We start from the raw sequence: 21396 nt of genomic DNA, 5'->3' as shown, positions 1-21396 counted from the left end.
GAATTTTTATACAAATTCTATGATAGCCATTGGAGCAGCATCACCGACTCTGTATCCGGTCTTAACAATCCTACAGTAACCGCCTGGACGATCTGTATAACGCCGTGCAACCTCATTGATAAGTTTTGTAACCGCAGCCTCGTTCTTGATACGAGAAAGCAAAAGCCTCCTAACAGATAACGAGTCTGGTACTCTAGCTTTAGTAATTAACTTTTCAATAAACGGCCTCAGAGCCCTGGCCTTAGCCAAAGTAGTCTGCAACCGCCCGTGCTCTATTATTGAGACGGAAAGATTGCAGATAAGTGACATCCTATGTGAGGAATTCCTTGATAATCTATGCTTCTTTACCCTGTGCTTCATAATAAATTCCCATAAAGTTCAACCATGACTATCGAGATTCATACCAAGACTCAATCCCTTGCTAAACAGCTCTTTTTTTACTTCTTCTAAAGAGCGCCTACCGAAGTTTGGTGCTTTCAACAAATCAGCCTCTGTTCTAGAAACCAAATCCCTTATGTAAACTATATTCTCTCCATTGAGACATTTCCTTGCTCTTGCAGACAAATATAAACGATCGATGCGCGCAGACAAAAGATCACTGGCATCATTCCTGTCAGAAGTGGAAACACCACAGGGAACTCCATGAACTCGATGTTCGGGGTCCGCAATATTAAGAAAACACCTTGCCTGAGTCGACAATATCTTACTTGCCTCAAGAACAGCAGTCTTTGGATCCATGGCACCATTTGTTTCAACATAAAGAATCAACTTGTCGTGCCCAGCAAAGCTGCCAGCACTAGTAGGCTTGACTGTAAAATTAACAGCACGAACAGGATTATAAATTGCGTCTATTGGGACAGCACCTTCAAGGTCATATTCATCTTTCCTGACAGAGACAGACGACACATATCCGAAACCGCTACTCACCTTCATTTCCATCTCTAATGAAACCCCCTCAGCAACATTACATATCAGCAAATCCCCATTAACAACTTCGAAGTCGTGACTAGGAGAAATCATATTAGAGAACACAGCACCTCCATCCGTAACTGAAAGATGCAAATTTCCGCATGTAGCACCAGAAATGCTCTTTAAAACCACTTTTTTTAAGTTGAGCGCAAGGTCAGCAAAATCCTCACGCACTCCAGGTATACAAGAAAACTCGTGAGTTAAACCCTTAATCCCAACAGCACTTATCGCAAAACCACTAAGGGATGAAAGGAGAACCCTACGCATCGCATTCCCAATTGTCAGCCCAAAGCCCACACGCAAGGGCTCAACAATGAACTCGGCACAGTACCCTTCTCGGATTTGGTTAAAAACAACAGAAGGAGAAGAAAAAACATCGACTAAAGAACCCTTATCTAAGACAGCACTCATAATAAACTACACAACGTCAAAAATCATATATAAAAGACTAGACCCTACGCCTTCTTCTCAACCTTACTCCATTATGTGGAACAGGCGTCATGTCCTGAAGGGAGATGATTACGATGCCCGAATTGCGAATCGCACGCAGCGCAGCTTCCCTAATTGGATTGGAACCACTCAAATGAACATTAAGGATCTTTAACCCAATGCGCTTCAGCTTGGTCATTAAGGTCGTTGCAACAGACTGCGCAGCATACGCAGTGGACTTCTTATTACCCTTAAAGCCAACCGAGCCAGAACTGGCCCAACCTTGCACATTTCCCTGATGATCGGTGACACTGATATAGACATTATTAAACGTCACAATAACGTGCGCATTACCCGAAACGATACTCTTCTTTTCTCTCATGTATATCGAACACTAAACTCTCTTTTTAGCTGCAATAGGAACCCTGACTTTACCTTTTCTAGTGCGAGCATTTGTCCTAGTCCTCTGTCCCCTAACAGGCAGATTTTTTCTATGTCTTACCCCCCTATAGCACTTGATATCCACTAAGTGCTTAATCGAAAAGGCAACAGACTTTCTTAACTCCCCTTCAAACGGAATGTCGTTCTTGATATATGCCATAATGGAATTTAGCTGCTCCTGTTCCAAGTCCGGCAATTTAGCAGATCCATCTATAGCAAGGCTAGAACAAATCTTCCTCGCGGTAGGTAGGCCTATCCCATATAAATACGTCAAAGCAACGACAACCGCCTTATTATCCGGCAAGTTTACCCCTAAAAACCTCATACGCTCAAATATATCATATAAACATCAAAAGTTGCGTTCTAAGATCAGCTGCAACCTCATCTACTGAACGGCCTGCATCTATGCTCAACACCTTTATAGATCTAGACCTGAACAAGTTTACAATATCCCGCTCAACAGCACCATATAGCATCAACCTCTTTTTTATTATCTCAACTTTGAGATCATCACTACGTCTTTCACATTCAACGCTACCACAGGAAACACACCTACCCAAAACAACATCATGGAGAGCACCACACGCACTACAAACAAGCCTATCCAAAAGCCTCGCAAAAATTTCCCTTTCAGAAACTTCAAATTTTACAAGACACGAAATCTCGAACTCTAGTTCAGAAGACATTTCAAATAGCGCATGACACTGAACCACACTTCGTGGAAAACCATCAAGAATAAAATTATCCCCGACTTTTATCAGCTCTCTCAATTTCTCTCTTACAACACCTATTACCAACTCATCTGGAAGGAGTTTTCCAGCTTTAAGATCCTCAGACTGCCTCATAGTAAGAGCGGCTACCCTCAAAAGCTTACCACAGTCAACCACGGAGGCCGAAACATAAGAACAAATCCGTGAGGACTGCGTACCCTTACCAGAGCCAGGTGGACCAAACATTACTAAATTCATCGCTTATTAAAAACCATTCCTCCCTTTTTCAAAAAAGAAGAATAATGAGAACTGAAAAGAAGCACCTGAATCTGAGAGAGCAGATCTGTTATAACATTTACAATTATCAGTAAACTCGTACCGCTGATGATAGCATCAAAACCAAAATAGTTACGAAAAATCTCAGGCACCACACAGATACAGACAAGATACGCAGCACCAACAACCGTGATACGCCTAAGAACATAATCAAGATGCCTCTTAGTCGAAATGCCAGGCCTTCTACCCGCAACAATTGCCTCACCCTTCTTTAAAGAGTCAGAAATCTCAGTTGTGTTAAAAACAAAATCACTATAGAAAAAACAGAAAAATACCAATAAACAAGAATGTAACAGAAAATACAGTGGTTGACCAACTGAAAAATACCTAATAATGAATTCCCCAAGATGGCTCTCCGCTGAGAAATTCGCCAGTGTCAGAGGAAATAAAATAAGCGCATTAGCAAAGATTGGAGGTATAACACCTGAAACGTTAATCTTCACAGGTATATTAGAAGCAGCGTCTCCATGCGTACTACCCCAAGTCCTGCGACGTGGATAATGAACAGGAATATTCTTGGAAGCACGTTCCACAAGAACAACCAAAAAAACAACAAAAACAAGCAAAGACAAACTTACAAAAATGCCAAGAATGCCTGAACCTGGAGACCCAATACCCGAAAAGAGATTGCCAAAAATAGCGGGCATCTCTGCAACTATTCCGGCAAAAATTATCAACGACATACCATTGCCTATACCCCTAGAATTGATCTGCTGACCAAGCCAAATCAAAGAGAATGTTCCACAAACCAAGGTTAAAACCGATGTATATTTCAACAAAGAATAAAATTCTTCATTACCACCAACAAAGGCTTTCGTCCTTTCGAGACCAGCAACAATAATGAAACCCTGAAAGAAAGCAAGAAAAAGCGCAACCAATTTTGAATAAAATGACAACCTGGACTCGTTCATAAACTCGGCACTCACTTTTCCTTCACTCTTGAGCATCGAGAAAAATATCTGCACTACAATCGACGAGACTATGTATGGCATCACGTTGAGCGCAAATAGCGTCATTCTCCCAAGAGCACCTCCAGAAAAAGTGTTAAACATCCCTATTATGCCAGATGAAAGATTGGCACTAAAGATCTCCGATACATGCGCGGGATTGACACTTGGAAGAGTTATAAAGGTACCAATCCTGTAAACCAAAAGAGCCACCAACAAGAAGCACAGCCGGTGGAACAGATCTTTAGATGAAAACAGTAATCCAAAGTTCGATTGATTCATTCGGATAATCCAAAAGCACGTCTAGCTGAAACAGAAATTTTGTCGTACTCACAGGAAGAAATCTTAAGATCAACAAGTGAGACATCAACAGAAGCCAAAACCTTAACCAAAGAATTCTTCTTAATCAGGCCACACTTGAGCATCAACTCCTTTGAAATATGGATTTCCCCCGAAGAAAAAAACCCAGACCTTATAAGAGAAGCAATGTCCCCAGTACTAACAAGAGAATAAACCTTTTTCGCCAATGGCCTTTGTCCACGCTTAGGTAACGCGCGAAGGAAGGACTGCTGTCCTCCCTCCATACGAGAAAGAGTGACTCCAGTCCTAGAGCCTTGGCCATTGAGGCCCCTACCACAGGTCTTACCCTTCCCACTACCTATACCCCTGCCGCGTCGCTTTGAGCGACGAGTCACCAAAGAGAGCAAAATATCATTAACTTTAATCATTGGGTAACAGCTTTACTAATAAATTTTGACTTCTTTCTATTTCTCTTGCCAGCGACATACTCAGGGGAACACACCAGCGAAAACGCTTTAATAGCATTCCGTATTACTATGCCAGAAGTAGAGGAACCATAGGACTTGGCAATAATATCCGACACACCCAGCATTTCACAGAACTTTCGCATGGCACCACCAGCAACTATTCCGGTACCTTCAGGAGCAGGTTTTATAAACAGTTTGCTAGCACCAAGCTTCGAGAAACAATCATGATGGATAGTCCTGCCTTCCCTAAGCGGAAAACGGATCATAGCACCTTTTGCCTTTCTCACAGCCTTACTGCGTGCATCAAGCACCTCATCATGCTTCGCAGTAGCATAACCAACACAACCCTTCTTATCTCCCACCAATGCGGCAACTCTAAACGAAAATTGACGACCACCTTTCGTAACTTTACTTACTCTTGCTATGTCAACAACGCTCTCGAAAAGATCTAAATTTCTATGATCGACGTTTTTCATTTTCTGACAAAAGACCTCAAAACTCTAAACACGCCCTTACCTTTTCCGCAAAAAGCGCCACTAATCCATGGTAGGCAGAAGCACCACTATCAAATACAACCTTAGATCCTTTCAAAGATTCTGGTATCCTGGACACGAAATATTCAGCCAACTCCGCCACAACAGATGAATTAAGGACCCCTCCCTTTCTTACAAAATCCTTGCTCAGGGTGGAAACATGATACACCGTGCTTGCACTTGTATCATCTATAATTTGCGCGTGAAAATTGCGGTTCTTTCTTGAGACAACAAGACGCAAAGGTAGCTTCCCCCTTTTCCGATAGTGAACCCTGAAGGCACGCTTATCACGCCTATTTAACCTTAAATACATTGACAATACGAAACAATCACTACTTTTTCTTCGCCTCTTTCCTAGGCATTACAACATCACTCGGAAAAATTCCCTTTCCCTTGTAAGGATCGTACCTCCTAAGAGAACATAGGTCGGAAACAACTAAACCTAACACATGCTTATCCGAACTTTCAACAAGAAGCTCAGTTGGTTTAACAGCCGTAATAGAAACTGCATCAAATATAAAATACTTAATATTATGCGTATACCCCAAATAAAGGATGAGATATCTGCCACGCACCTCGGCTTTATAACCAACACCGTTAAGTACAAGCCTCCGCTGGAACTTTTTTCTCAAACCGCAAGCAATGTTATTAAGCAAGCTCCTATGCAAGCCAAGTAACATGGACATCGAATCATCCTCTGCACTTAGCTGAATGCGCCCTGCACTAACCTCGCAAAAAATACCACCAGGCAAGGAGTGGCTCACGCTCACTTCTCCAGAAGAAAATCTCACCACACCAGTAGACCGCTCAAAAGAACAGTCCAGACCTGAAATATCAATACTGCTCTCTCCAACCCTGGACATCTCTAATACACCCCAAATAACAACTCACCACCGCAATTACTGCTTACAGCCTTATAGGAGGGCAGAATGCCCTTAGAAGTAGAAAGAACTGAGATACCCAATCCTCCGTAGAACTTTGGTATCTCACATGCACGCGAATAAATCCTCTTTCCTGGACGCGAAAAGAGCTTCAGCTTACTTATAACAGGCTGCCCGCAATAGTATTTCAACCTTATTATTATCCTCTTTACAGAGGGCCTAATCTCAATCACTTCATACCCGACAATATAACCCTCTTCCTTGAGAAGGGCAGCTATTTCAACAAGAACACGAGAATGATATATGGTGACTTCTCGAAGCCTAGCCATTTGTCCATTCCTAATTCTCGCAACAGCATCTGCAATCAAGCTATTCGGCACCTAACACCCTCCCACAAAACTACCAACTAGACTTTACAACACCAGGCAGCTTCCCCCAGTTAGCCAAGACACGCAACTGTATCCTAGAGATACCAAATTTGCGATAGTAACCCCTGGGCCTACCAGTTATTGAGCATCTATTCTTACTCCTCGCAGGAGAACTATTCCTAGGAAGAGAATTAAGCTTCGCCTGAATAGCAACTCTTTCCTTGAGCGAAATAGTCTTGTCGTTCCTCATATTACGAACAGCGGACCTCTTTTCTCTAGAACGGCAGGCTAGAGCCCTTTTCCTTTCATCTTTTACTACTAAAGCTTTTTTTGCCATACAAAAATTCCAAATACTAATCCCTGAACGGAAACCCGTAGCAAGACAATAAGATTCGTGCTAACTGATCAGTAGAAGCCGTTGTCACTACAACCACATTCATCCCGATTATCCGATAAGTTTTATCAAAATCTACTTCAGGAAAGACGATGTGTTCCGTCAAACCGAAAGCCATATTACCATGCCCGTCAAAATTTCTCATCGTAAATCCCTTAAAATCCTTTTGATCGGGTAAGGCCATGTATAATAGCCTGTTTATAAAATCAAACATCCTCCTCTTGCGAAGAGTGACCCGGCAACCAACCGGAAAACCCTTGCGCAACTTGAAAGAAGATATGGACTTTTTCGCAACCGTCACCACAGCCTTCTGCCCAGCTATGAGAGACAAATCTTCCACAGCAGAAGCTAAAAGCTTACTGTCACTGCTAGCACCACCTAGTCCAACACTTAGACACACTTTCTCAAACCTTGGGGCCTTTACAGGGGAGTCCACTCCAACCTCCTTCATGACCCTTGCTAACGCACTTTTATGATATTCACTTTCAAGCATCTCAAAATACCCAAACTAGACAAACTCGGCAGTCCTCTTGAAGATCCGCTTTTTCGTACCGTCCTTTAATTTAAAGCCAACCTTTGAGACAAAACCATCCCCAGCAAGCAGCGCAACATTAGAAACCGCAATTGGGTAAGACTTAGCATCAAACTTCTTTCCAGCTTGAGTCTTCTTAACAAACCTACGAACATTCACATCTGATACGATAACATAAACCTCTTTTCTCCGACCGACAGAAGAATAGAGAACTTTCCGTACAACACCTACCTTGCCAGCTTCGTTACCCGAAATGACCTTCACCTGATCACCAGACACTATCCTTTTCACTGAAAAACCTCCTGCGACAAAGAGGAAATCTTTGCAAAACCTTTATTGCGGCGCAACAAACTATCCGTAGGTCCGAAAACCCTCGTTCCTATCATTTCATTCTGTTTATTGAGAAGTACAACAGCATTATCGCCAAAAACTACAATGCTAGAAGAAGACCTTTTCTTGACTCGGACAACAACCGCTCTATGTATAGAGCCAGCAGAAACTTTGCCTACAGGAATGCACTTTTTCACCGAGACAGTTATTACATCACCTATTGAAGCTGTCTTCTTCGAGCCCGAGATACCGATACACAGAACCTTCCTAGCACCTGAATTGTCAGCTACATCTAACACAGTTTCCTTTTTTATCATAAAGCCAAGATAACCACTTAAACTACCAACCACGCTTTCCGAGCAGATATAGGCCTCACAGCCTGAATCCTCACCACCTGCCCAGCACGGACAACATTCGCCTCATCATGCGCTAAGTAAGACTTTGTAAGGTGCAAAACTTTCTTATACTTTGGATGGGACACCTTGCGAGTGACCCTTACCTTAACCGTCTTAGATAAAGAATCTCTAACGGCAACACCTTCTAACACCAACGCAGACATTCTAACTCCCTTTATTCCCTCGTAAACACGTTAATATCCGCGCAACATCCCTGCGGATAAATTTTTTAGCAACACGTCTGACCCTAGGTTCAGAAGAGGGAGCTCTGAGCTCAATAGCAAACAACTCAGCCCTCATAGACGAAAGCAATTCTACCAGTTCCTCATTAGACCTAGCTCTAATATCAGATATTCTCATAGCTCACACGAAACTCTCTCAACAAACTTTGTGGAAAAAGGAAGCTTAGCAGATGCCTTACACAGAGCAAGCTTAGCCTTCTCTCTGTCAACGCCACCCAATTCAAAAAGCACTCTACCCGGAGAAATAGCAAAGATATAGGAATCGACAGATCCCTTACCACCACCCATCCGGACATCAGTTGGCTTTCGTGTGAGAGGAATTCCAGGGAAAACATTGATCCAAAGCTTACCCGCTTTTGAGACAATCCTGGTTATCACTCTACGCGCAGATTCTATTTGCCTTCCATTAAGCCTAGCGCTCCCAATTGCCTTTAGGCCATATTCCCCAAAAGCCAATCCTGAACCCCGAGCACTAGCGTCTGAAAACCTCACTTTCCTAAACTTTTTGTGCTTTAATTTCTTCGGTGCAAGCATATCAAGTAAAAATCACTATACCCTAAATATATTACCCCTGTATATCCAAACCTTCACACCTATTACACCGTACGTCGTATGAGCTTCAGCGACCCAGTAGTCAATATCAGCCCTCATAGTGTGCAGAGGAATGGAGCCTTCCTTAAAGACTTCCGTACGAGCAATTTCAGCCCCAGAAAGCCTGCCAGAGCAAGCAACCTTCACACCTTTTACGTCACTCTCCCTCATGACGGTAGCTATCGCCTTTTTTATCACCCTCCTAAAGGAAGAACGTTTCTCAAGCTGAAAAGCAATACTCTTCGCCACCAATACCGCACTACTGTTAGGCTTCTTCACTTCAACAACATTCAGGCTAGGAACAAAACCAAACTTTTTGTTCAGCTTAAGCCTAAAAGATTCAAGATCAGCACCTTTCTTCCCAATAATCAGACCAGGCTTCATACAATGAAGTGTAATATCACAAGACGCACCCTTCCGTTTTATAATCACCTTAGATATGCCAATATGAGCAAAACTGCTCTCCACATACTTGGTGACAAAATAATCTTCGGCAACGGTCTTAGCATAATCGCAAGACTTACTATACCAAACAGAACCATGAGAGCCATGTGTCCACAACCTAAAACCAACAGGATTAACCTTTTGACCCATCCAAAACCCCTAATAATATAGATACATTTGAGTAGTGCTTCCTGATAGAAGCAGACCTACCGCGCGCGCGAGCCGCAAATCTCTTTAGAGACATCCCCTTACCCACAAAAACTTCCTTCACGTATAAATTATCTGGATCGACACCAAAATTATTTTGAGCATTCGCAACAGATGACATCAAAACCTTTGAAAGCGGCTTAGCTAAAGCTTTTTTCAAAAACAAAAGCTGCGACCTAGCGACATCAACCCCCTTACCACGAATCATATCGGCAACCAGATTTACCTTCTGGACACTCGATTTCATATTCTTATACTCAGCCCTCATTTTTTGTTAACCTTCCTATCTCCACTATGTCCGTTGAATGTTCTAGTCGGAGAGAACTCACCAAACTTATGGCCGACCATGTTCTCATTCACTTTAACAGGTATGAACACTTTCCCGTTGTAAACTCCAAAAGTGTAACCAACAAAAGCAGGTAGAATCACAGACCTCCTCGATCTTATCTTGATCAGAACGTTAGGATTGCCTCTAGCCCTCCTCGCCAACTTTATAACGTAATTATCGCAAAACGGACCCTTCCAGACAGATCTAGGCATACAAAACACTACCTCTTCTTCGACTTAATAAATTTCGAGCTCAACTTATTAGGATCCCTAGTCTTCTTACCTTTTGTAGGGAAACCCCAAGGAGAAACAGGGTGACGCCCACCTGAAGTTTTTCCTTCTCCTCCACCCATAGGATGATCCACAGGGTTCATCGCAACCCCTCTTACAGAAGGCCTTCTGCCAAGCCACCTAGATCTTCCAGCTTTGCCTAGCTTGGTATTTTTCCTATCTGCGTTAGAAACCGCGCCAATCGTAGCATGACAAGTTGACAGAATCAATCGCTTCTCTCCCGAAGGCAAAGTGACAAGTGTATAATTCCCATCCCTGGCAATTACACGCGCACTACTACCTGCAGAACGAACAAGCTGGCCACCAGCACCGGGTTTCAACTCAACATTATGCACCGTCGTACCAAGAGGCACCTTTCCCAACGGCATACACGCCCCTGGAGCCATATCGTCGAAAACGTCCGTCGAAAGCACATCAGATTTCTTTAGACCCTCCGGAGCAATGATATATGAAGGTAGACCGGTCTTAAAATCACGAACTAAAGCAATAAATGCAGTTCTATTCGGATCATACTCAATCCTTTCAACAACGGCCTTCGTAAAGAGTGGAGCACCAGAAGAAAAACGACTGAAGCTGATCAACCTATATCTTACCTTACCTCTACCGCCCCTATGCCTAACAGTAATGCGACCAGCATTATTTCTCCCGGAACACGACTTCTTAGGAAGAAGTAACTTTTTCTCAGGCGACCCACGCCAGAGCTCAGAATAATCAACTAGAACTGCACCTCTGGAGGAAGCATTAAAAGGCTTTAAATTCTTAACCGGCATAAAATCTATAACCTACTCAAATCAAGTTGGGAACCACCATCTACAGTGAGGATAAACTTCTTCCTATCAGAGCGTTTACCTGACTTACCCTTAAAACGCTTACTTTTCCCACAAGTAAGGACAGAATTAACTGCTAGAATCTTTATGCTTTTGAACCTTTCCGAAAAAAGAGACCTAACTTGCCGCTTGGTTGCTGAAACAGGCGCAAAAACCGAAATCTTCCCTAAGGAATCCTTTAGCAAATATGACTTCTCAGTGACCACCAAAGGGCCTATTAAATCGAGCTTCATTTCAGCAACCTCTTAACCAATACATCAACAGATGCTTTCTCAAGCAACACAAAGTCATGCAGGACAACATCGTATACATTAGCAGAAGATCCCCATAAAACCTTAACCCAATGCAAATTGGAAGCTGCCCTGAGCAAACCTTCGTTTTTTTCTTCTGTCACAATGAGAAACTTCTTACCTACAGATAACTCAGCATTCGAAGCAAACCATTTCAACAACGTAGCAGCTTTTGACTCACCCAACCTAGAACTTTCAAGAACAAACAGGCGACCCTCAGCAAATCTCATCGATAGAGCTGAACGAAGAGCAAGAGACCTGACCTTCTTATTGACAGAAAAACCATGCTGCCTAACCACCGGTCCAAACACAATTCCACCCTTGCGAAATTGGGGAGCACGCAAACTACCCTGCCTTGCTCTACCAGTACCCTTCTGTCTGTACGGCTTTCTAGTCGTACCACTAACCTCAGAGATACCCTTTGTTTTGTGAGTACCAGCACGTCTTTTTGCAAGCTGCCAATTTATCACAAGGCTCAGCAGATCAGGACGAAACGGCGCTTCTATAAGCGCACGATCCACCGCGACACTTCCAGCAAGACTGCTGGCACCAAAATCCAAAACTCCTACCTCTAGACTACTCATCACACAAACTCACCTTTTTTTAACGCATCCTTCAGCAAAACGTAGGAATTCTTGCATCCAGGGACGCTTCCGCGTACACCTATGAGACAGTTTTCAACGTCCACTAACTGAACCAATAGATTCTGTATGGTAACTCTAGCATTACCCATGTGCCCCGCCATTTTTTTTCCCTTAAAAACTTTTCCAGGATCCTGACACTGCCCTGTAGATCCACCTGATCTATGTGATATAGAAACACCGTGGGAAGCGCGCAAACCAGCAAAATTATGCCTCTTCATTACACCAGCAAAACCCTTTCCTATACTTGTCCCAACAGCATCGACGTACTGACCAGGACGAAAATGCTCTACTGTAAGAGACCCGAGCGGTTCTGGCATAAAACGAGGTGAAACCCGAAATTCAACAACTCTACCACCTTTCTCTAGACCAAGTTTCTTCAAGCACGCCGACTGTGGCCTCTTGAGCTTCCTCGTTCCAAATGAGACCCTCGCGATAACAACACCGTCCCTCTCCTCAGCGGAAAGGACAACATTTTCTTCTAACTGAAGAAGCGTAATCGGCACTAAAGAAAAACGATCGTCGTAGACCGAGGTACAGCCAACCTTCTTAAGCAACAAACCAACCCTACTCATCTCTCACCTCAACACTTATATCAACTCCAGCCGGCAGCTGAAAATTCGTAAAGGTGCTCAAAAGGTGAGCATTAAAACTTGAGAGCTCCAAGAGGCACTTGTGCACCGCTAGCTGGAATTGCTCACGGGATTTCTTATCGACATGGGGGGACTTATTCACCGTATAGCGACTCACCCTGGTCGGCAAAGGTATCGGTCCCGAAACCAGAGCACCATTACGCTTAGCTGCCATAACAATCTCCTTGGTCGAACGGTGCAGAATCCCGCTGTCAAATGACTTAAGTTTTATCCTAATTTTCTTCATACTAGATACATTCTACCCAAAACTCGAACAATTAAAAGGCCCAATCACCGCAAAAGCGCTTAAATCACTACAACAAAAAAGAAACAGGGAGCGGATGATGGGAATCGAACCCACACAACCAGCTTGGAAGGCTGGTATTCTACCATTGAACTACACCCGCACAAAATCTGGAGGGAGAAGGATTTGAACCTACGTAGACTCACGTCGGCAGATTTACAGTCTGCTGCTTTTGACCACTCAGCCATCCCTCCCAACACAACGCTGTAACACGCAAAGTTTTTTTGCTAAGATCAGTCGTCGTGATATTCTAACACTCTGTCGGGCAAGTGCAACAGGAGAAGGTCGTAATATTTGGGAAACATGCTGCCGTAGCAGCGATAAAAAATCCTGAGAGAAATATCTTATCTATCTTCATCGCTAGGGAGAAAAAGGCTGTTTACTTACCATTGCTCGAACGATCTAGATTGCCAAATATTTCTTTTTGTGAAAATACGCAAATTGCGAAGATTTGTGGAAGGGATGCGCTTCACCAAGGAATAGCAGTGGTAACCGAAAAACTCTCACAACCCGAGCTAAGAGACGTACTAAAAAGCACCAGCAAGAGGTCCCTGGTTATAATACTGGATAGTATAACTGATCCCTTTAATATCGGTAACATACTGAGATCATCCAAGGCTTTTGGTGTAGATGCACTTGTAGTTAAGGAACGTCATTCACCGAGTGAAACTTCTGTTATCGCAAAAACAGCTAGCGGTGCCTTAGAGAGCATACCAGTTTGCACAATAGCAAACCTTACAAATGCAGTAAAGATTCTACAAGAAAACGGCTATTTTTGTTATGCACTGGATGGAGGAGCAAGGTCTAAGTTAACAGAAATAAGATTCCCGAATAAAGTTGCCTTTGTACTCGGCTCAGAAGGAAAAGGTATCTCACATCTCCTAAAAACCAGATGTGATCAAACCCTTTCTATACCGATGTACAGCGATAAAAATTTCGATAGTATTAATGTTTCTAACGCTGCTGCTATAGCAATGTTCAGATTCTACAGTGCCGAATAAATTCTTCACAGCATACACTAGACTCGAAAATTTTGTTCATTCGAAGCACTATCATATGTCGCGTTCGATGCTAGGAAGGATTCAATCAAAATTAAGTTCTCCCTTAAACTCCACAAATGGACGGTCTGCTTGCATATTAAAAAACATATCCTGACCTTTCCTGCATAAAGAAGCACCACCTGACAAAACAGCATCCAGACGGGCACCCCTCATGCACCCAACTACACAACCACAACCAATGTTTTCCGTAACATCAAGTCACGAATCAAATGCGGGATGCTACTTCCAACCATGGACACTGGACAGAAGATCATAAATATGGAGAAGATTTAACGCACCACCTTTCCTCAAGTTGTCTGCAACCACCCACATAGACAACATACGTGGAGAGTGAAACCTCAACCGTGAGACAAAAACATCATCATATCCAACAACTTCCGGCTGACACTTATAGTTTTTCCTTAAGAAGGCTACCCCCTCGGCATCCGAAAGTATTTCATAAACATCATCCTCGGAAATGTTTTCCTTGAACTCCACAGTTATACTCTGCGCATGACCAACAAAAACTGGAACTCGTACACATGTCGGGAACACATCTATTGAACCGTCTTCCAAAATTTTTCTAGCTTCTCTTACCAGACCTATTTCTTCGTCACAGAAGTTTTGCTCGTCTAATTCTCCCACCTGTGGAATGCAGTTAAATTCTATATTTCTCGGAAATACACATGGCTTTTCCTGGGCAAAAGCAAATCTACGTTTTGTACTCTCGTACAACTCATCCATTCCTGCCTCTCCAGCATCCGAAACCGACTGATAGGTGCTGACCCATATCCTGGAAATTTTTGCTACATCATGCAAAGGCTTTAAAGGCAATAACATCTGTATCGTTAGCGAGCTAGGACTGGAAATAACTTTAGTATCGGGAAGAGAGTTCAAGACGTGTGGATTTACTTCAGGAATGACAAGAGGCACATCATCTCTCATTCTAAAACAAGAGCTACTATCCAAAACAATACACCCTGCCATTGTTGCAAGCTCGGCAAGATTATGAGCAATTCCACGCCCACCGACAAAAAAAGCCAAACGAGCCTTGGAAAAATCATACATACTTACGTCTTGTACAACGACATCGCCGCTCTCACCAAAACCGATGTGCATCCCAGCATGCTCCCTAGAAACAAGAAAAGAAATGGATTCCTTTTTCATCTCCATACACGCGAGCAACTTAATCAGCTCTCTTCCAATAATTTCTGTCGCACCAACAACAGCCACATGAGAACTCATCACAAAACTGAACCCCGATAACAAATCTTATACTATTACATCAATGAAGAAGTGACAGTTTCAGTGATCATGTCAACCTCTTAGTGAGTATTCTGACATCTTCAGCGACTCTTGCGTCATTCTTAATCAAAATCTCGATTTTTCTCACAGAATGTATCACCGTAGCGTGATCTCTACCCCCGAGGAACTTCCCTATATCGATGAGACTTCTCTGCGTAAGAGTCTTAGCGAGGAACATGCACATTTGCCTCGCATAGGCAACATCCTTGACTCTTCTTTGCGACTTAAGATCTGAAATCTTAATACCAAAGTATTCCGATACCTTAGCAAGAATATTTTCTAAAGTGACAGCAACACTATTTGTCCGCAGTATATCAGCCAACAAATCTTTAGCAGAATCAACTGTGACAACACTCCCGGTAATCTCTGAGTGAGCTATAACTTTGTTAAGTGCACCTTCTAACTCACGCACGTTCGACACTATATTTCTTGCCATGAACTCTACTACTTTCTTTGGAACGACAACATCAGACTTCATTTGCTCCAATTTAGACTCCAAAATACCAACACGCAGTTCAAATGTCGTCTGATTAATGTCTGCAACGAGCCCCCAAGATAAACGCGACTGTATACGTTCCTCAACCCCTTGTAGATCACTGGGAGATCTATCAGCCGAAATAACAAGCTGCTTGTTTTGCTCTATAAGAGCGTTAAACGTGTGAAAAAACTCCTCCTGAGTGCTTTCCTTGCCACTAATAAATTGCACATCATCAACCATCAAGACATCCACAGACCTAAAAATTTGCTTGAATGACATCATGTCCTTGTTCTTCAATGCGGTAATGTACTTGTGCATGAATTTTTCTGCTGAGAGGTAAATAACTCTACGGTCTGCATAGTTTGCTTTTATGTGCCAAACAATTGCGTGCATGAGATGTGTTTTTCCAAGCCCCACACCACCATACAGAAATAGAGGGTTACTTCCTGAAATTGGTAACTCAACAGCTTCTGCGACACGCTTGGAAGCCGTAAATGCAAGCTCATTTGACTTACCAACAACAAAACTATCAAATGTCCTACTTCGATCTATGCTGCTACTTAAATTTTCAGAAAAACTTCCTCTATCAAATCGACCCTTTTCACTACTGATTTTGGATTTCACAAAGGGTGCAACCAGCTCTTCACGGTCTGATTCTAGAGCCCTATCATGCTCTTTATTAACACCTATTTCTATCGAGGTAATTGCCGGATTTTCATTACGCAAAAACCCAAGAATGTTACCCAAATAGTTCACGGTGATCCACTCCTTTATGAACCCCGTTGGAACAGAAAGAAAAACCTGACCACATCTCATCTCCTTAAAAGACATGAACTTTAACCAGCTTCCATAAATCTTTTCGCCGTAAAATTTGCGTAACTTTCTCGTTACCCTATCCCATTCTGTTGGACCGATACCATCAATGCGCCTGTCATGTTGCTTCGCTAGCAACACCGCGTCTGAGGAATATGAATCCGCAACACCATCAACGCCCTGTCTATCGTGATACATTCCATCCTCACAACCTCCATCTAAAAGGTCGCTCACCACCCCATTTCGGACTTCCTGCAGATTATGATCTATAACCTCAACCTCTGAGATACAATCACGAGCCGCCTGCTGAAACAATTTTTGTGTAGGTCTTGCACGGATTTCACTTATCTCAAAAGAGCTCACCTGCGGAGCCACTGACGTGGATCCTGTCAACGCAAAACCGCCATTACACGACTGAGAATTAGACTCTAACACTGGTTCGAGTGCCTTTTTTTTAGGAGATGGAAGGGCATCCAAAAATGTATTGATGAACCTATTGTTAATAATACCCATGATAAACTGAGGGCCTAAAAAGTATAAACGTGAAGGATTACAGCATTATATCAGGATAGCTCTTTCCCAGCAAACAACGAGAACAGGGAGCTTCTCTAACTTAGAATCCGATATGTAGTTTTTTTTTCACCACAGTTCAATATATTGTGTCCGCTGCTGGAAAAGTCGAAAACATTTTTACTTAAAATACGTTAGGTGATATAAAATTTATTTTAACCATCCCCCGCTATACTCGGCGTATCTAAAAAAAGTATACGATAGGGTAAATGTCTTTATCTCATCCATTTGGGGATCCTTTTCAATCTCCGGGTCAATGAAAAATGATACAGGCATTACTACCCTTTTCTTTGGTGGGAGTATCTGCTTTTCAAAACAAAAGCACGCAACTTTATTGAAATATTTTGCAGCCTTGTAGGGTGTTACATTATAAACTGCAATCGCCTCAATTGGCTCGTCTGTGGTGTTCTCGACCGCATAGAATATAAGTGCATTCTGACCTGGTTTAACAACTACTGGATAGTCCTGGACAGAAAAACGTACCGGCAGATTCTTAGTTACATCTGCATTAAATCTCACAACTATATCACGAGAACCAATTGGTAAGTCAAAGCTGCGCTTTGACCTCTTAACAGCGCCGGCATAGCCAGTCGCTTTACAGAAAAGGCTATAGAGCGGAACAGAAGCAAATGAAAGAAGCAGCATAAAAACCGGCAGCAAGACAAGCAGCAGGATTCGTCTCTTTCCACCGGACATGTATAACTAAGAAGATTACTTATTCAGCTTAGCTTCCTTAAAAAGCACGTGTTTGCGGACAACAGGATCATACTTTCTAAACGAGTACTTCTCCTGCTTATTCTTGAGATTACGACACACAAGATAAAAAAACCCGGTACCCTCAGTACTGACCACCTTAAAAAGAGTAGCACCTTTTTTCTTTGCTTTCGCCATAAACACAGCACCCAAACCGACCAGTATTATAACTTTTGACTGCAAAAAATAAAAGATAGCACCCAAATATTAAATTCCCTCATTGCACAACTTACTTGTAAAGCGCATTTTGCAAAGCTAGAGCAACGTTCAAGAGTAACTCTTCAGCAAAATAATTTGCCGTAAGATGCATACCCAATGGCATATCATCTTCGGACAGCCCTACAGGAATTGAAATACATGGTAGCTTGGCAACACTTGTTGGAACAGTGAAAATATCATTCATGTACATCTCCAATGGTTCTAATTTTCCGTCAATTGGAAATGCATCATTCGGTGCAGTTGGATTGAGTATTACATCGACCTTTTCAAACACTGCAGAATATTCATTGACAATCTCCTCTTGCAGTTCCTTCGCTGCTGCATAGTAATCGGCGTAGCCAGAAGAAGAGAGTACATGTGTACCCATAAACAGCCTGCGTTTTACCTCCCTACCAAAAGAAACCGAACGATATTTCTCGTATAATTCAGAAATAGTAGATGCACTAATTGAAGGATCAGGAGAGTAGCGTATACCATCATAGCGCGCCAACTGGGAGGACGCTTCAGCGGAACATATGATGTAATACACCATCAAGGAATACTCCACACATGGAAGCGAGACATCAATTATTTCTGCCCCAAGTTGCCTCAATATATTAGCTGTACTTTCCCATAATTTCACTATATGTGAGCTCAGACCACTAACCTTACACTCCTGGGGTATGCCAACCTTTATATGACGTATATCTGGGTTTTTATTATATTTGAACGGCTCCAGTTTAGCACATGTAGAATCTTTACGATCATAACCAGAAATCACCTCAAAAACTGCTGCATTGTCCTCAACATTTCTACTAAGTATACCGGCCTGGTCCAAAGAATTTGCGAGTGGAATCATTCCCCAACGTGAACAGCGCCCATAAGTCGGTCTAAGACCAACAAGACCACAAAAAGAAGCAGGCTGCCGCACAGAACCACCTGTATCACTGCCAAGAGAGAATGGGGAATAATAGTCCGCAACTGCTGCAGCAGAACCACCAGACGAACCACCAGGAACAAGATCAACTCCTTTCTTTCCCTTAAGTGGATTCTTTACTGGACCAAAGAAACTAGAAGTATTAGACGAACCCATAGCAAATTCATCCATGTTGGCTTTGCCAAGCATCACTGCACCAGCATCAATCAGCTTACTTGTTACCGTAGACTCATACGTCGGCACAAAATTTCTCAAAGCACGCGATGCAGCAGTGGTCCTGACACCTTTAGTGCAATACATGTCCTTAATGACGCAAGGTATGCCGGTAAGTGTATTTACACTCTCCCCTCTTTTGAGGCGCTCATCCGCAAGCTTCGCTCTTTGTCTAGCTTCTTCCTCTGTTACAAGTATCAACGCATTGGTGTGGGCATTTCGCTCTCTTATCTGCAATAGATGAGCCTCAACTAGTTCTAGAGAAGAAATTTCCCGACGCGCCAATGCAAGATGCATCTTAGCAACACTCAACTTAATTAGATCGTTCACCACTACTCACACCTTAGAAAACGGAAAAACGTTTACCACCATAGAACATGCATTGCAAACAAGTTGACCCCATAAAAGGAGAAGCTAGACCATTAAAACAATCCTCAGAAGGCAATCAAACTCCCTTTCACACCACTTTTACGGAAGGTTTACTCAGCTAAATCGGGTAGTATTCTGTCCACAACCCGAACATAACACCCTACCCCTGGGAATGTTCTTTAAATCATCCGTGTTTACAACGCAGCTACATTCTAAACACTTGAGCTGTATAGGTTCAAGATCCACGTTCACCGCAACTCTATCGTCAAACACAAAACAATCCCCAACCCACGCACCATCTTTATTCTTGGTTTTTAAAAAATAGTTTATTATCCCACCTTTGAGTTGGTAGACATTTTTGAAACCAATCCTCTTCATATACGCAGTGGACTTCTCACACCTTACACCGCCAGTGCAATACATCGCTATTTTCTGCTCCATGCTCACGTTATCCTTTTCAATCCACTTTCTTACCCACTCCTGAAAGTCCCTGAAATTTATCGTCTCTGGATCTATGGAATACTTAAACCTACCAAGCTTAGTCTCGTACAAATTACGAGTATCAATAGTCTTCACATCCTCACGCGCTATCAGACTGCTCCAATCTTCAGGCTCTACATATTCACCGGTCTCACATATTTCCATATTTTCCAACTCAGCACACCCAAGTGCAACGATTTCTTTCTTCAGGCGAACCTTCATTTCTTGAAACGGCTGAAAATTAGTATAACTCTCTTTCCACTCCAAACCACGGAGCCTCTCATCCCTTCGAACAAAATCAAGGAAATCACGTATTTCACCATCATGACCAGCAACCGAGCCATTGATTCCTTCCAAGGCAAGCAAAACTGTGCCCTTTAACCCCTTTTCAATGCAACATGAAAGGAGTTCGTCGCGCATATCTTCGTAGTTCTCCAACTGCACAAAATGATAGAAAGTAACGAGCGTAAACTTCTCCATAAAAAGTTCGACAAAAAATCCACCAGCACGGGATAGCCTAGCATAGAACCGCTTCAAACCCAACTCAAAGAGGGGTCAAGACTCTAGGATCAAAACCGATTTGCAACCTCACAGATCTTGATGAAGCTATCCGGATCTAAGCTCGCACCACCTACAAGCACTCCACCAAGGTTCTTCACAGCAAAAATCTCTGAGCAATTAACTGGAGAAACAGAACCACCATAAAGCACTGGTACTGCATCTCCAACAGCATCCTTGATTAAACAGACTGCCTCCTCAATCTCCTCGTTCGAAGGCACGATACCTGTTCCTATGGCATAGACCGGCTCGTAGGCCACTATGAAGTCGTGGCTATTCATTGGAATTGAATCCCTACATTGCTTAGTCAGACTCTCTCTATTTATAGGTCTGTTATTCTGTCCGACACAAATGATCGGTATAAGGCGACTGCGTAATCCAGCATTGGCCTTCATACCCACCACTTTACTCGATTCACAGTGCAAAGTCCTCCTCTCGGAATGTCCTACAAGAACATACCTCGCACCAACCTCTTTAAACATCCTAGAACTTATGTCACCAGTGCTAGGAGTATTATCACCTGAAGCGCAATCCTGTGCTCCCAGAGCTAAGGGCAAATCAGAAGACATTACAGCAGCTCTCATCTGTCCTAAGTAGACAGCCGGAGGTGCTATTACAATCTCGACCTCAGGGTTGAAAGCAAAAGCAGAAAAGCGATTCACAAAAACATCACACAATTGCTGACTGCCATTCATCTTCCAATTTGCAACCACGAAGCGCTGCACACAAGTTTCCATACTCTCCAATATATCCTTGCGGGAATCCATGATATCAATTTCAACAGATAAAAAAAAGCCTTTGCCGGAAAACTCCGAAGTTGCTAATTAACTGATACTTGTACGTATTTACAACAG

35 protein-coding genes and 2 tRNA genes are annotated in these 21396 nt (G+C 42.8%); 1 reads left to right on the top strand and 36 read right to left on the bottom strand.

Translation table 11 applies throughout. The features are described 5' to 3' along the window. Positions 1 to 6: 6 nt before the first annotated feature. The 28 genes from rplQ to NSE_RS01055 form a co-directional block, all read right to left on the bottom strand. Positions 7 to 360, bottom strand: coding sequence for a 50S ribosomal protein L17 (rplQ, locus tag NSE_RS01190; protein ID WP_011451687.1), 354 nt, complete (start codon positions 358 to 360; stop codon positions 7 to 9). A gap of 18 nt (positions 361 to 378) precedes the next feature. Then, entirely contained in the window at positions 379 to 1380 is a 1002-nt protein-coding gene (locus tag NSE_RS01185) for a DNA-directed RNA polymerase subunit alpha (RefSeq protein WP_011451686.1), read from the bottom strand. A gap of 37 nt (positions 1381 to 1417) precedes the next feature. Next, the gene (gene rpsK / locus NSE_RS01180; RefSeq protein WP_011451685.1) at positions 1418 to 1780 is read right to left on the bottom strand and encodes a 30S ribosomal protein S11; all 363 of its coding nucleotides are present in this window, start codon (positions 1778 to 1780) and stop codon (positions 1418 to 1420) included. Between the two features lie 12 nt (positions 1781 to 1792). Beyond that, positions 1793 to 2164 carry a 30S ribosomal protein S13 gene (gene rpsM / locus NSE_RS01175; protein WP_011451684.1) on the bottom strand — a complete coding sequence of 124 codons (372 nt, stop codon included), beginning with the start codon at positions 2162 to 2164 and terminating at the stop codon, positions 1793 to 1795. A gap of 13 nt (positions 2165 to 2177) precedes the next feature. Continuing rightward, positions 2178 to 2807, bottom strand: a complete 630-nt coding sequence (locus tag NSE_RS01170) for an adenylate kinase family protein (RefSeq protein WP_011451683.1) — start codon at positions 2805 to 2807, stop codon at positions 2178 to 2180. Next, complete coding sequence (gene secY / locus NSE_RS01165; protein ID WP_011451682.1) at positions 2804 to 4114, bottom strand: preprotein translocase subunit SecY; 1311 nt, start codon at positions 4112 to 4114, stop codon at positions 2804 to 2806. The genes NSE_RS01170 and secY overlap by 4 nt, the downstream gene beginning before the upstream one ends. After that, positions 4111 to 4560: a 50S ribosomal protein L15 gene (gene rplO, locus NSE_RS01160; protein WP_011451681.1), complete on the bottom strand. Its 450-nt coding sequence runs from the start codon at positions 4558 to 4560 to the stop codon at positions 4111 to 4113. The genes secY and rplO overlap by 4 nt, the downstream gene beginning before the upstream one ends. Then, positions 4557 to 5075 (bottom strand): 30S ribosomal protein S5, encoded by a 519-nt coding sequence (gene rpsE / locus NSE_RS01155; RefSeq protein ID WP_011451680.1) that lies wholly within the window; start codon positions 5073 to 5075, stop codon positions 4557 to 4559. Before rpsE ends, rplO begins: the two co-directional genes overlap by 4 nt. Positions 5076 to 5091: 16 nt before the next feature. Next, positions 5092 to 5445, bottom strand: coding sequence for a 50S ribosomal protein L18 (locus NSE_RS01150; protein ID WP_011451679.1), 354 nt, complete (start codon positions 5443 to 5445; stop codon positions 5092 to 5094). 19 nt (positions 5446 to 5464) lie between these two features. Then, a complete protein-coding gene (gene rplF / locus NSE_RS01145; RefSeq protein ID WP_011451678.1) occupies positions 5465 to 5995 on the bottom strand; it encodes a 50S ribosomal protein L6 in 531 nt (176 codons plus the stop codon). Positions 5996 to 5997: 2 nt separating this feature from the next. Next, entirely contained in the window at positions 5998 to 6393 is a 396-nt protein-coding gene (gene rpsH, locus NSE_RS01140; RefSeq protein WP_011451677.1) for a 30S ribosomal protein S8, read from the bottom strand. A gap of 19 nt (positions 6394 to 6412) precedes the next feature. After that, positions 6413 to 6718, bottom strand: coding sequence for a 30S ribosomal protein S14 (rpsN, locus tag NSE_RS01135; protein WP_011451676.1), 306 nt, complete (start codon positions 6716 to 6718; stop codon positions 6413 to 6415). A gap of 16 nt (positions 6719 to 6734) precedes the next feature. Further along, positions 6735 to 7268, bottom strand: a complete 534-nt coding sequence (gene rplE / locus NSE_RS01130) for a 50S ribosomal protein L5 (protein ID WP_011451675.1) — start codon at positions 7266 to 7268, stop codon at positions 6735 to 6737. Between the two features lie 15 nt (positions 7269 to 7283). Then, positions 7284 to 7598: a 50S ribosomal protein L24 gene (gene rplX, locus NSE_RS01125; protein ID WP_011451674.1), complete on the bottom strand. Its 315-nt coding sequence runs from the start codon at positions 7596 to 7598 to the stop codon at positions 7284 to 7286. Then, a complete protein-coding gene (gene rplN, locus NSE_RS01120; protein WP_011451673.1) occupies positions 7595 to 7954 on the bottom strand; it encodes a 50S ribosomal protein L14 in 360 nt (119 codons plus the stop codon). Before rplN ends, rplX begins: the two co-directional genes overlap by 4 nt. Positions 7955 to 7971: 17 nt before the next feature. Next, complete coding sequence (rpsQ, locus tag NSE_RS01115) at positions 7972 to 8196, bottom strand: 30S ribosomal protein S17 (RefSeq protein WP_011451672.1); 225 nt, start codon at positions 8194 to 8196, stop codon at positions 7972 to 7974. Between the two features lies 1 nt (position 8197). Further along, complete coding sequence (gene rpmC, locus NSE_RS01110) at positions 8198 to 8392, bottom strand: 50S ribosomal protein L29 (RefSeq protein ID WP_011451671.1); 195 nt, start codon at positions 8390 to 8392, stop codon at positions 8198 to 8200. Then, positions 8389 to 8808 carry a 50S ribosomal protein L16 gene (rplP, locus tag NSE_RS01105; protein WP_011451670.1) on the bottom strand — a complete coding sequence of 140 codons (420 nt, stop codon included), beginning with the start codon at positions 8806 to 8808 and terminating at the stop codon, positions 8389 to 8391. Before rplP ends, rpmC begins: the two co-directional genes overlap by 4 nt. 15 nt (positions 8809 to 8823) lie before the next feature. Then, positions 8824 to 9459 carry a 30S ribosomal protein S3 gene (rpsC, locus tag NSE_RS01100; RefSeq protein WP_011451669.1) on the bottom strand — a complete coding sequence of 212 codons (636 nt, stop codon included), beginning with the start codon at positions 9457 to 9459 and terminating at the stop codon, positions 8824 to 8826. Next, complete coding sequence (rplV, locus tag NSE_RS01095; RefSeq protein ID WP_011451668.1) at positions 9443 to 9784, bottom strand: 50S ribosomal protein L22; 342 nt, start codon at positions 9782 to 9784, stop codon at positions 9443 to 9445. Before rplV ends, rpsC begins: the two co-directional genes overlap by 17 nt. Continuing rightward, positions 9781 to 10056: a 30S ribosomal protein S19 gene (gene rpsS / locus NSE_RS01090; RefSeq protein ID WP_011451667.1), complete on the bottom strand. Its 276-nt coding sequence runs from the start codon at positions 10054 to 10056 to the stop codon at positions 9781 to 9783. Before rpsS ends, rplV begins: the two co-directional genes overlap by 4 nt. 8 nt (positions 10057 to 10064) lie before the next feature. Next, on the bottom strand, positions 10065 to 10904 hold the full coding sequence (gene rplB, locus NSE_RS01085) for a 50S ribosomal protein L2 (RefSeq protein WP_011451666.1): 840 nt from the start codon (positions 10902 to 10904) through the stop codon (positions 10065 to 10067). A 5-nt stretch (positions 10905 to 10909) separates the two neighbouring features. Further along, positions 10910 to 11194: a 50S ribosomal protein L23 gene (locus NSE_RS01080; RefSeq protein WP_011451665.1), complete on the bottom strand. Its 285-nt coding sequence runs from the start codon at positions 11192 to 11194 to the stop codon at positions 10910 to 10912. Then, entirely contained in the window at positions 11191 to 11835 is a 645-nt protein-coding gene (gene rplD, locus NSE_RS01075) for a 50S ribosomal protein L4 (RefSeq protein WP_011451664.1), read from the bottom strand. Before rplD ends, NSE_RS01080 begins: the two co-directional genes overlap by 4 nt. Beyond that, positions 11835 to 12467, bottom strand: a complete 633-nt coding sequence (gene rplC, locus NSE_RS01070; RefSeq protein ID WP_011451663.1) for a 50S ribosomal protein L3 — start codon at positions 12465 to 12467, stop codon at positions 11835 to 11837. Before rplC ends, rplD begins: the two co-directional genes overlap by 1 nt. Further along, the gene (rpsJ, locus tag NSE_RS01065) at positions 12460 to 12771 is read right to left on the bottom strand and encodes a 30S ribosomal protein S10 (RefSeq protein WP_011451662.1); all 312 of its coding nucleotides are present in this window, start codon (positions 12769 to 12771) and stop codon (positions 12460 to 12462) included. The genes rplC and rpsJ overlap by 8 nt, the downstream gene beginning before the upstream one ends. An 89-nt stretch (positions 12772 to 12860) precedes the next feature. Beyond that, a tRNA-Gly gene (locus tag NSE_RS01060) sits at positions 12861 to 12931 on the bottom strand. A gap of 8 nt (positions 12932 to 12939) precedes the next feature. Next, positions 12940 to 13022, bottom strand: a tRNA-Tyr gene (locus NSE_RS01055). A 75-nt stretch (positions 13023 to 13097) separates the two neighbouring features. On the opposite strand from NSE_RS01055, the gene rlmB reads away from it, so the two are divergent. Continuing rightward, a complete protein-coding gene (gene rlmB, locus NSE_RS01050; RefSeq protein WP_011451661.1) occupies positions 13098 to 13829 on the top strand; it encodes a 23S rRNA (guanosine(2251)-2'-O)-methyltransferase RlmB in 732 nt (243 codons plus the stop codon). A gap of 81 nt (positions 13830 to 13910) precedes the next feature. On the opposite strand, the gene NSE_RS04150 is transcribed toward rlmB, so the two are convergent. The 8 genes from NSE_RS04150 to tpiA form a co-directional block, all read right to left on the bottom strand. Further along, positions 13911 to 14042, bottom strand: coding sequence for a hypothetical protein (locus NSE_RS04150; RefSeq protein WP_011451660.1), 132 nt, complete (start codon positions 14040 to 14042; stop codon positions 13911 to 13913). A 66-nt stretch (positions 14043 to 14108) separates the two neighbouring features. Next, positions 14109 to 15113 carry an aspartate-semialdehyde dehydrogenase gene (locus NSE_RS01045; protein WP_011451659.1) on the bottom strand — a complete coding sequence of 335 codons (1005 nt, stop codon included), beginning with the start codon at positions 15111 to 15113 and terminating at the stop codon, positions 14109 to 14111. Between the two features lie 67 nt (positions 15114 to 15180). Continuing rightward, positions 15181 to 16662 carry a chromosomal replication initiator protein DnaA gene (gene dnaA, locus NSE_RS01040; protein WP_410517879.1) on the bottom strand — a complete coding sequence of 494 codons (1482 nt, stop codon included), beginning with the start codon at positions 16660 to 16662 and terminating at the stop codon, positions 15181 to 15183. 522 nt (positions 16663 to 17184) lie between these two features. Further along, complete coding sequence (locus NSE_RS01035) at positions 17185 to 17730, bottom strand: cytochrome c oxidase assembly protein (RefSeq protein WP_011451657.1); 546 nt, start codon at positions 17728 to 17730, stop codon at positions 17185 to 17187. 15 nt (positions 17731 to 17745) lie between these two features. After that, complete coding sequence (gene rpmG / locus NSE_RS01030) at positions 17746 to 17925, bottom strand: 50S ribosomal protein L33 (RefSeq protein WP_011451656.1); 180 nt, start codon at positions 17923 to 17925, stop codon at positions 17746 to 17748. Between the two features lie 91 nt (positions 17926 to 18016). After that, the gene (gatA, locus tag NSE_RS01025) at positions 18017 to 19432 is read right to left on the bottom strand and encodes an Asp-tRNA(Asn)/Glu-tRNA(Gln) amidotransferase subunit GatA (RefSeq protein WP_410517878.1); all 1416 of its coding nucleotides are present in this window, start codon (positions 19430 to 19432) and stop codon (positions 18017 to 18019) included. Between the two features lie 186 nt (positions 19433 to 19618). Beyond that, positions 19619 to 20464: a rhodanese-related sulfurtransferase gene (locus NSE_RS01020; protein WP_041917553.1), complete on the bottom strand. Its 846-nt coding sequence runs from the start codon at positions 20462 to 20464 to the stop codon at positions 19619 to 19621. Positions 20465 to 20553: 89 nt separating this feature from the next. After that, a complete protein-coding gene (gene tpiA, locus NSE_RS01015) occupies positions 20554 to 21309 on the bottom strand; it encodes a triose-phosphate isomerase (protein ID WP_049821595.1) in 756 nt (251 codons plus the stop codon). Between the last annotated feature and the right edge of the window lie 87 nt (positions 21310 to 21396).

Origin of the sequence: Neorickettsia sennetsu str. Miyayama (assembly GCF_000013165.1) — a bacterium.
GTDB classification, from domain to species: Bacteria; Pseudomonadota; Alphaproteobacteria; order Rickettsiales; family Anaplasmataceae; genus Neorickettsia; species Neorickettsia sennetsu.
The sequence above is the reverse complement of the archived record's forward strand: the minus strand, read 5'-3'. Positions and strand labels throughout refer to the sequence as shown.

What these genes read in the sequence shown, in the direction of transcription:
- rpsQ (WP_011451672.1), bottom strand. Translation starts at nt 8,196, where the DNA reads ATGTCTGCGTTGGTGTTAGAAGGTGTTGCCGTTAGAGATTCTTTATCT.
- rplP (WP_011451670.1), bottom strand. Translation starts at nt 8,808, where the DNA reads ATGCTTGCACCGAAGAAATTAAAGCACAAAAAGTTTAGGAAAGTGAGG.
- rplN (WP_011451673.1), bottom strand. Translation starts at nt 7,954, where the DNA reads ATGATAAAAAAGGAAACTGTGTTAGATGTAGCTGACAATTCAGGTGCT.
- NSE_RS01170 (WP_011451683.1), bottom strand. Translation starts at nt 2,807, where the DNA reads ATGAATTTAGTAATGTTTGGTCCACCTGGCTCTGGTAAGGGTACGCAG.
- rpsN (WP_011451676.1), bottom strand. Translation starts at nt 6,718, where the DNA reads ATGGCAAAAAAAGCTTTAGTAGTAAAAGATGAAAGGAAAAGGGCTCTA.
- gatA (WP_410517878.1), bottom strand. Translation starts at nt 19,432, where the DNA reads ATGCATCTTGCATTGGCGCGTCGGGAAATTTCTTCTCTAGAACTAGTT.
- rpmC (WP_011451671.1), bottom strand. Translation starts at nt 8,392, where the DNA reads ATGAGAATATCTGATATTAGAGCTAGGTCTAATGAGGAACTGGTAGAA.
- rplO (WP_011451681.1), bottom strand. Translation starts at nt 4,560, where the DNA reads ATGATTAAAGTTAATGATATTTTGCTCTCTTTGGTGACTCGTCGCTCA.
- dnaA (WP_410517879.1), bottom strand. Translation starts at nt 16,662, where the DNA reads ATGTATCACGATAGACAGGGCGTTGATGGTGTTGCGGATTCATATTCC.
- rpmG (WP_011451656.1), bottom strand. Translation starts at nt 17,925, where the DNA reads ATGGCGAAAGCAAAGAAAAAAGGTGCTACTCTTTTTAAGGTGGTCAGT.
- tpiA (WP_049821595.1), bottom strand. Translation starts at nt 21,309, where the DNA reads ATGGATTCCCGCAAGGATATATTGGAGAGTATGGAAACTTGTGTGCAG.
- rplE (WP_011451675.1), bottom strand. Translation starts at nt 7,268, where the DNA reads ATGCTTGAAAGTGAATATCATAAAAGTGCGTTAGCAAGGGTCATGAAG.
- NSE_RS01020 (WP_041917553.1), bottom strand. Translation starts at nt 20,464, where the DNA reads ATGGAGAAGTTTACGCTCGTTACTTTCTATCATTTTGTGCAGTTGGAG.
- rplF (WP_011451678.1), bottom strand. Translation starts at nt 5,995, where the DNA reads ATGTCCAGGGTTGGAGAGAGCAGTATTGATATTTCAGGTCTGGACTGT.
- rpsC (WP_011451669.1), bottom strand. Translation starts at nt 9,459, where the DNA reads ATGGGTCAAAAGGTTAATCCTGTTGGTTTTAGGTTGTGGACACATGGC.
- NSE_RS04150 (WP_011451660.1), bottom strand. Translation starts at nt 14,042, where the DNA reads ATGAGGGGTGCCCGTCTGGATGCTGTTTTGTCAGGTGGTGCTTCTTTA.
- rpsE (WP_011451680.1), bottom strand. Translation starts at nt 5,075, where the DNA reads ATGAAAAACGTCGATCATAGAAATTTAGATCTTTTCGAGAGCGTTGTT.
- rpsS (WP_011451667.1), bottom strand. Translation starts at nt 10,056, where the DNA reads ATGCCTAGATCTGTCTGGAAGGGTCCGTTTTGCGATAATTACGTTATA.
- rplC (WP_011451663.1), bottom strand. Translation starts at nt 12,467, where the DNA reads ATGAGTAGGGTTGGTTTGTTGCTTAAGAAGGTTGGCTGTACCTCGGTC.
- secY (WP_011451682.1), bottom strand. Translation starts at nt 4,114, where the DNA reads ATGAATCAATCGAACTTTGGATTACTGTTTTCATCTAAAGATCTGTTC.
- NSE_RS01045 (WP_011451659.1), bottom strand. Translation starts at nt 15,113, where the DNA reads ATGAGTTCTCATGTGGCTGTTGTTGGTGCGACAGAAATTATTGGAAGA.
- rpsM (WP_011451684.1), bottom strand. Translation starts at nt 2,164, where the DNA reads ATGAGGTTTTTAGGGGTAAACTTGCCGGATAATAAGGCGGTTGTCGTT.
- NSE_RS01185 (WP_011451686.1), bottom strand. Translation starts at nt 1,380, where the DNA reads ATGAGTGCTGTCTTAGATAAGGGTTCTTTAGTCGATGTTTTTTCTTCT.
- NSE_RS01080 (WP_011451665.1), bottom strand. Translation starts at nt 11,194, where the DNA reads ATGAAGCTCGATTTAATAGGCCCTTTGGTGGTCACTGAGAAGTCATAT.
- rpsJ (WP_011451662.1), bottom strand. Translation starts at nt 12,771, where the DNA reads ATGAAGAAAATTAGGATAAAACTTAAGTCATTTGACAGCGGGATTCTG.
- rplQ (WP_011451687.1), bottom strand. Translation starts at nt 360, where the DNA reads ATGAAGCACAGGGTAAAGAAGCATAGATTATCAAGGAATTCCTCACAT.
- NSE_RS01150 (WP_011451679.1), bottom strand. Translation starts at nt 5,445, where the DNA reads ATGTATTTAAGGTTAAATAGGCGTGATAAGCGTGCCTTCAGGGTTCAC.
- NSE_RS01035 (WP_011451657.1), bottom strand. Translation starts at nt 17,730, where the DNA reads ATGTCCGGTGGAAAGAGACGAATCCTGCTGCTTGTCTTGCTGCCGGTT.
- rpsK (WP_011451685.1), bottom strand. Translation starts at nt 1,780, where the DNA reads ATGAGAGAAAAGAAGAGTATCGTTTCGGGTAATGCGCACGTTATTGTG.
- rplD (WP_011451664.1), bottom strand. Translation starts at nt 11,835, where the DNA reads ATGAGTAGTCTAGAGGTAGGAGTTTTGGATTTTGGTGCCAGCAGTCTT.
- rplV (WP_011451668.1), bottom strand. Translation starts at nt 9,784, where the DNA reads ATGAGGGCTGAGTATAAGAATATGAAATCGAGTGTCCAGAAGGTAAAT.
- rplB (WP_011451666.1), bottom strand. Translation starts at nt 10,904, where the DNA reads ATGCCGGTTAAGAATTTAAAGCCTTTTAATGCTTCCTCCAGAGGTGCA.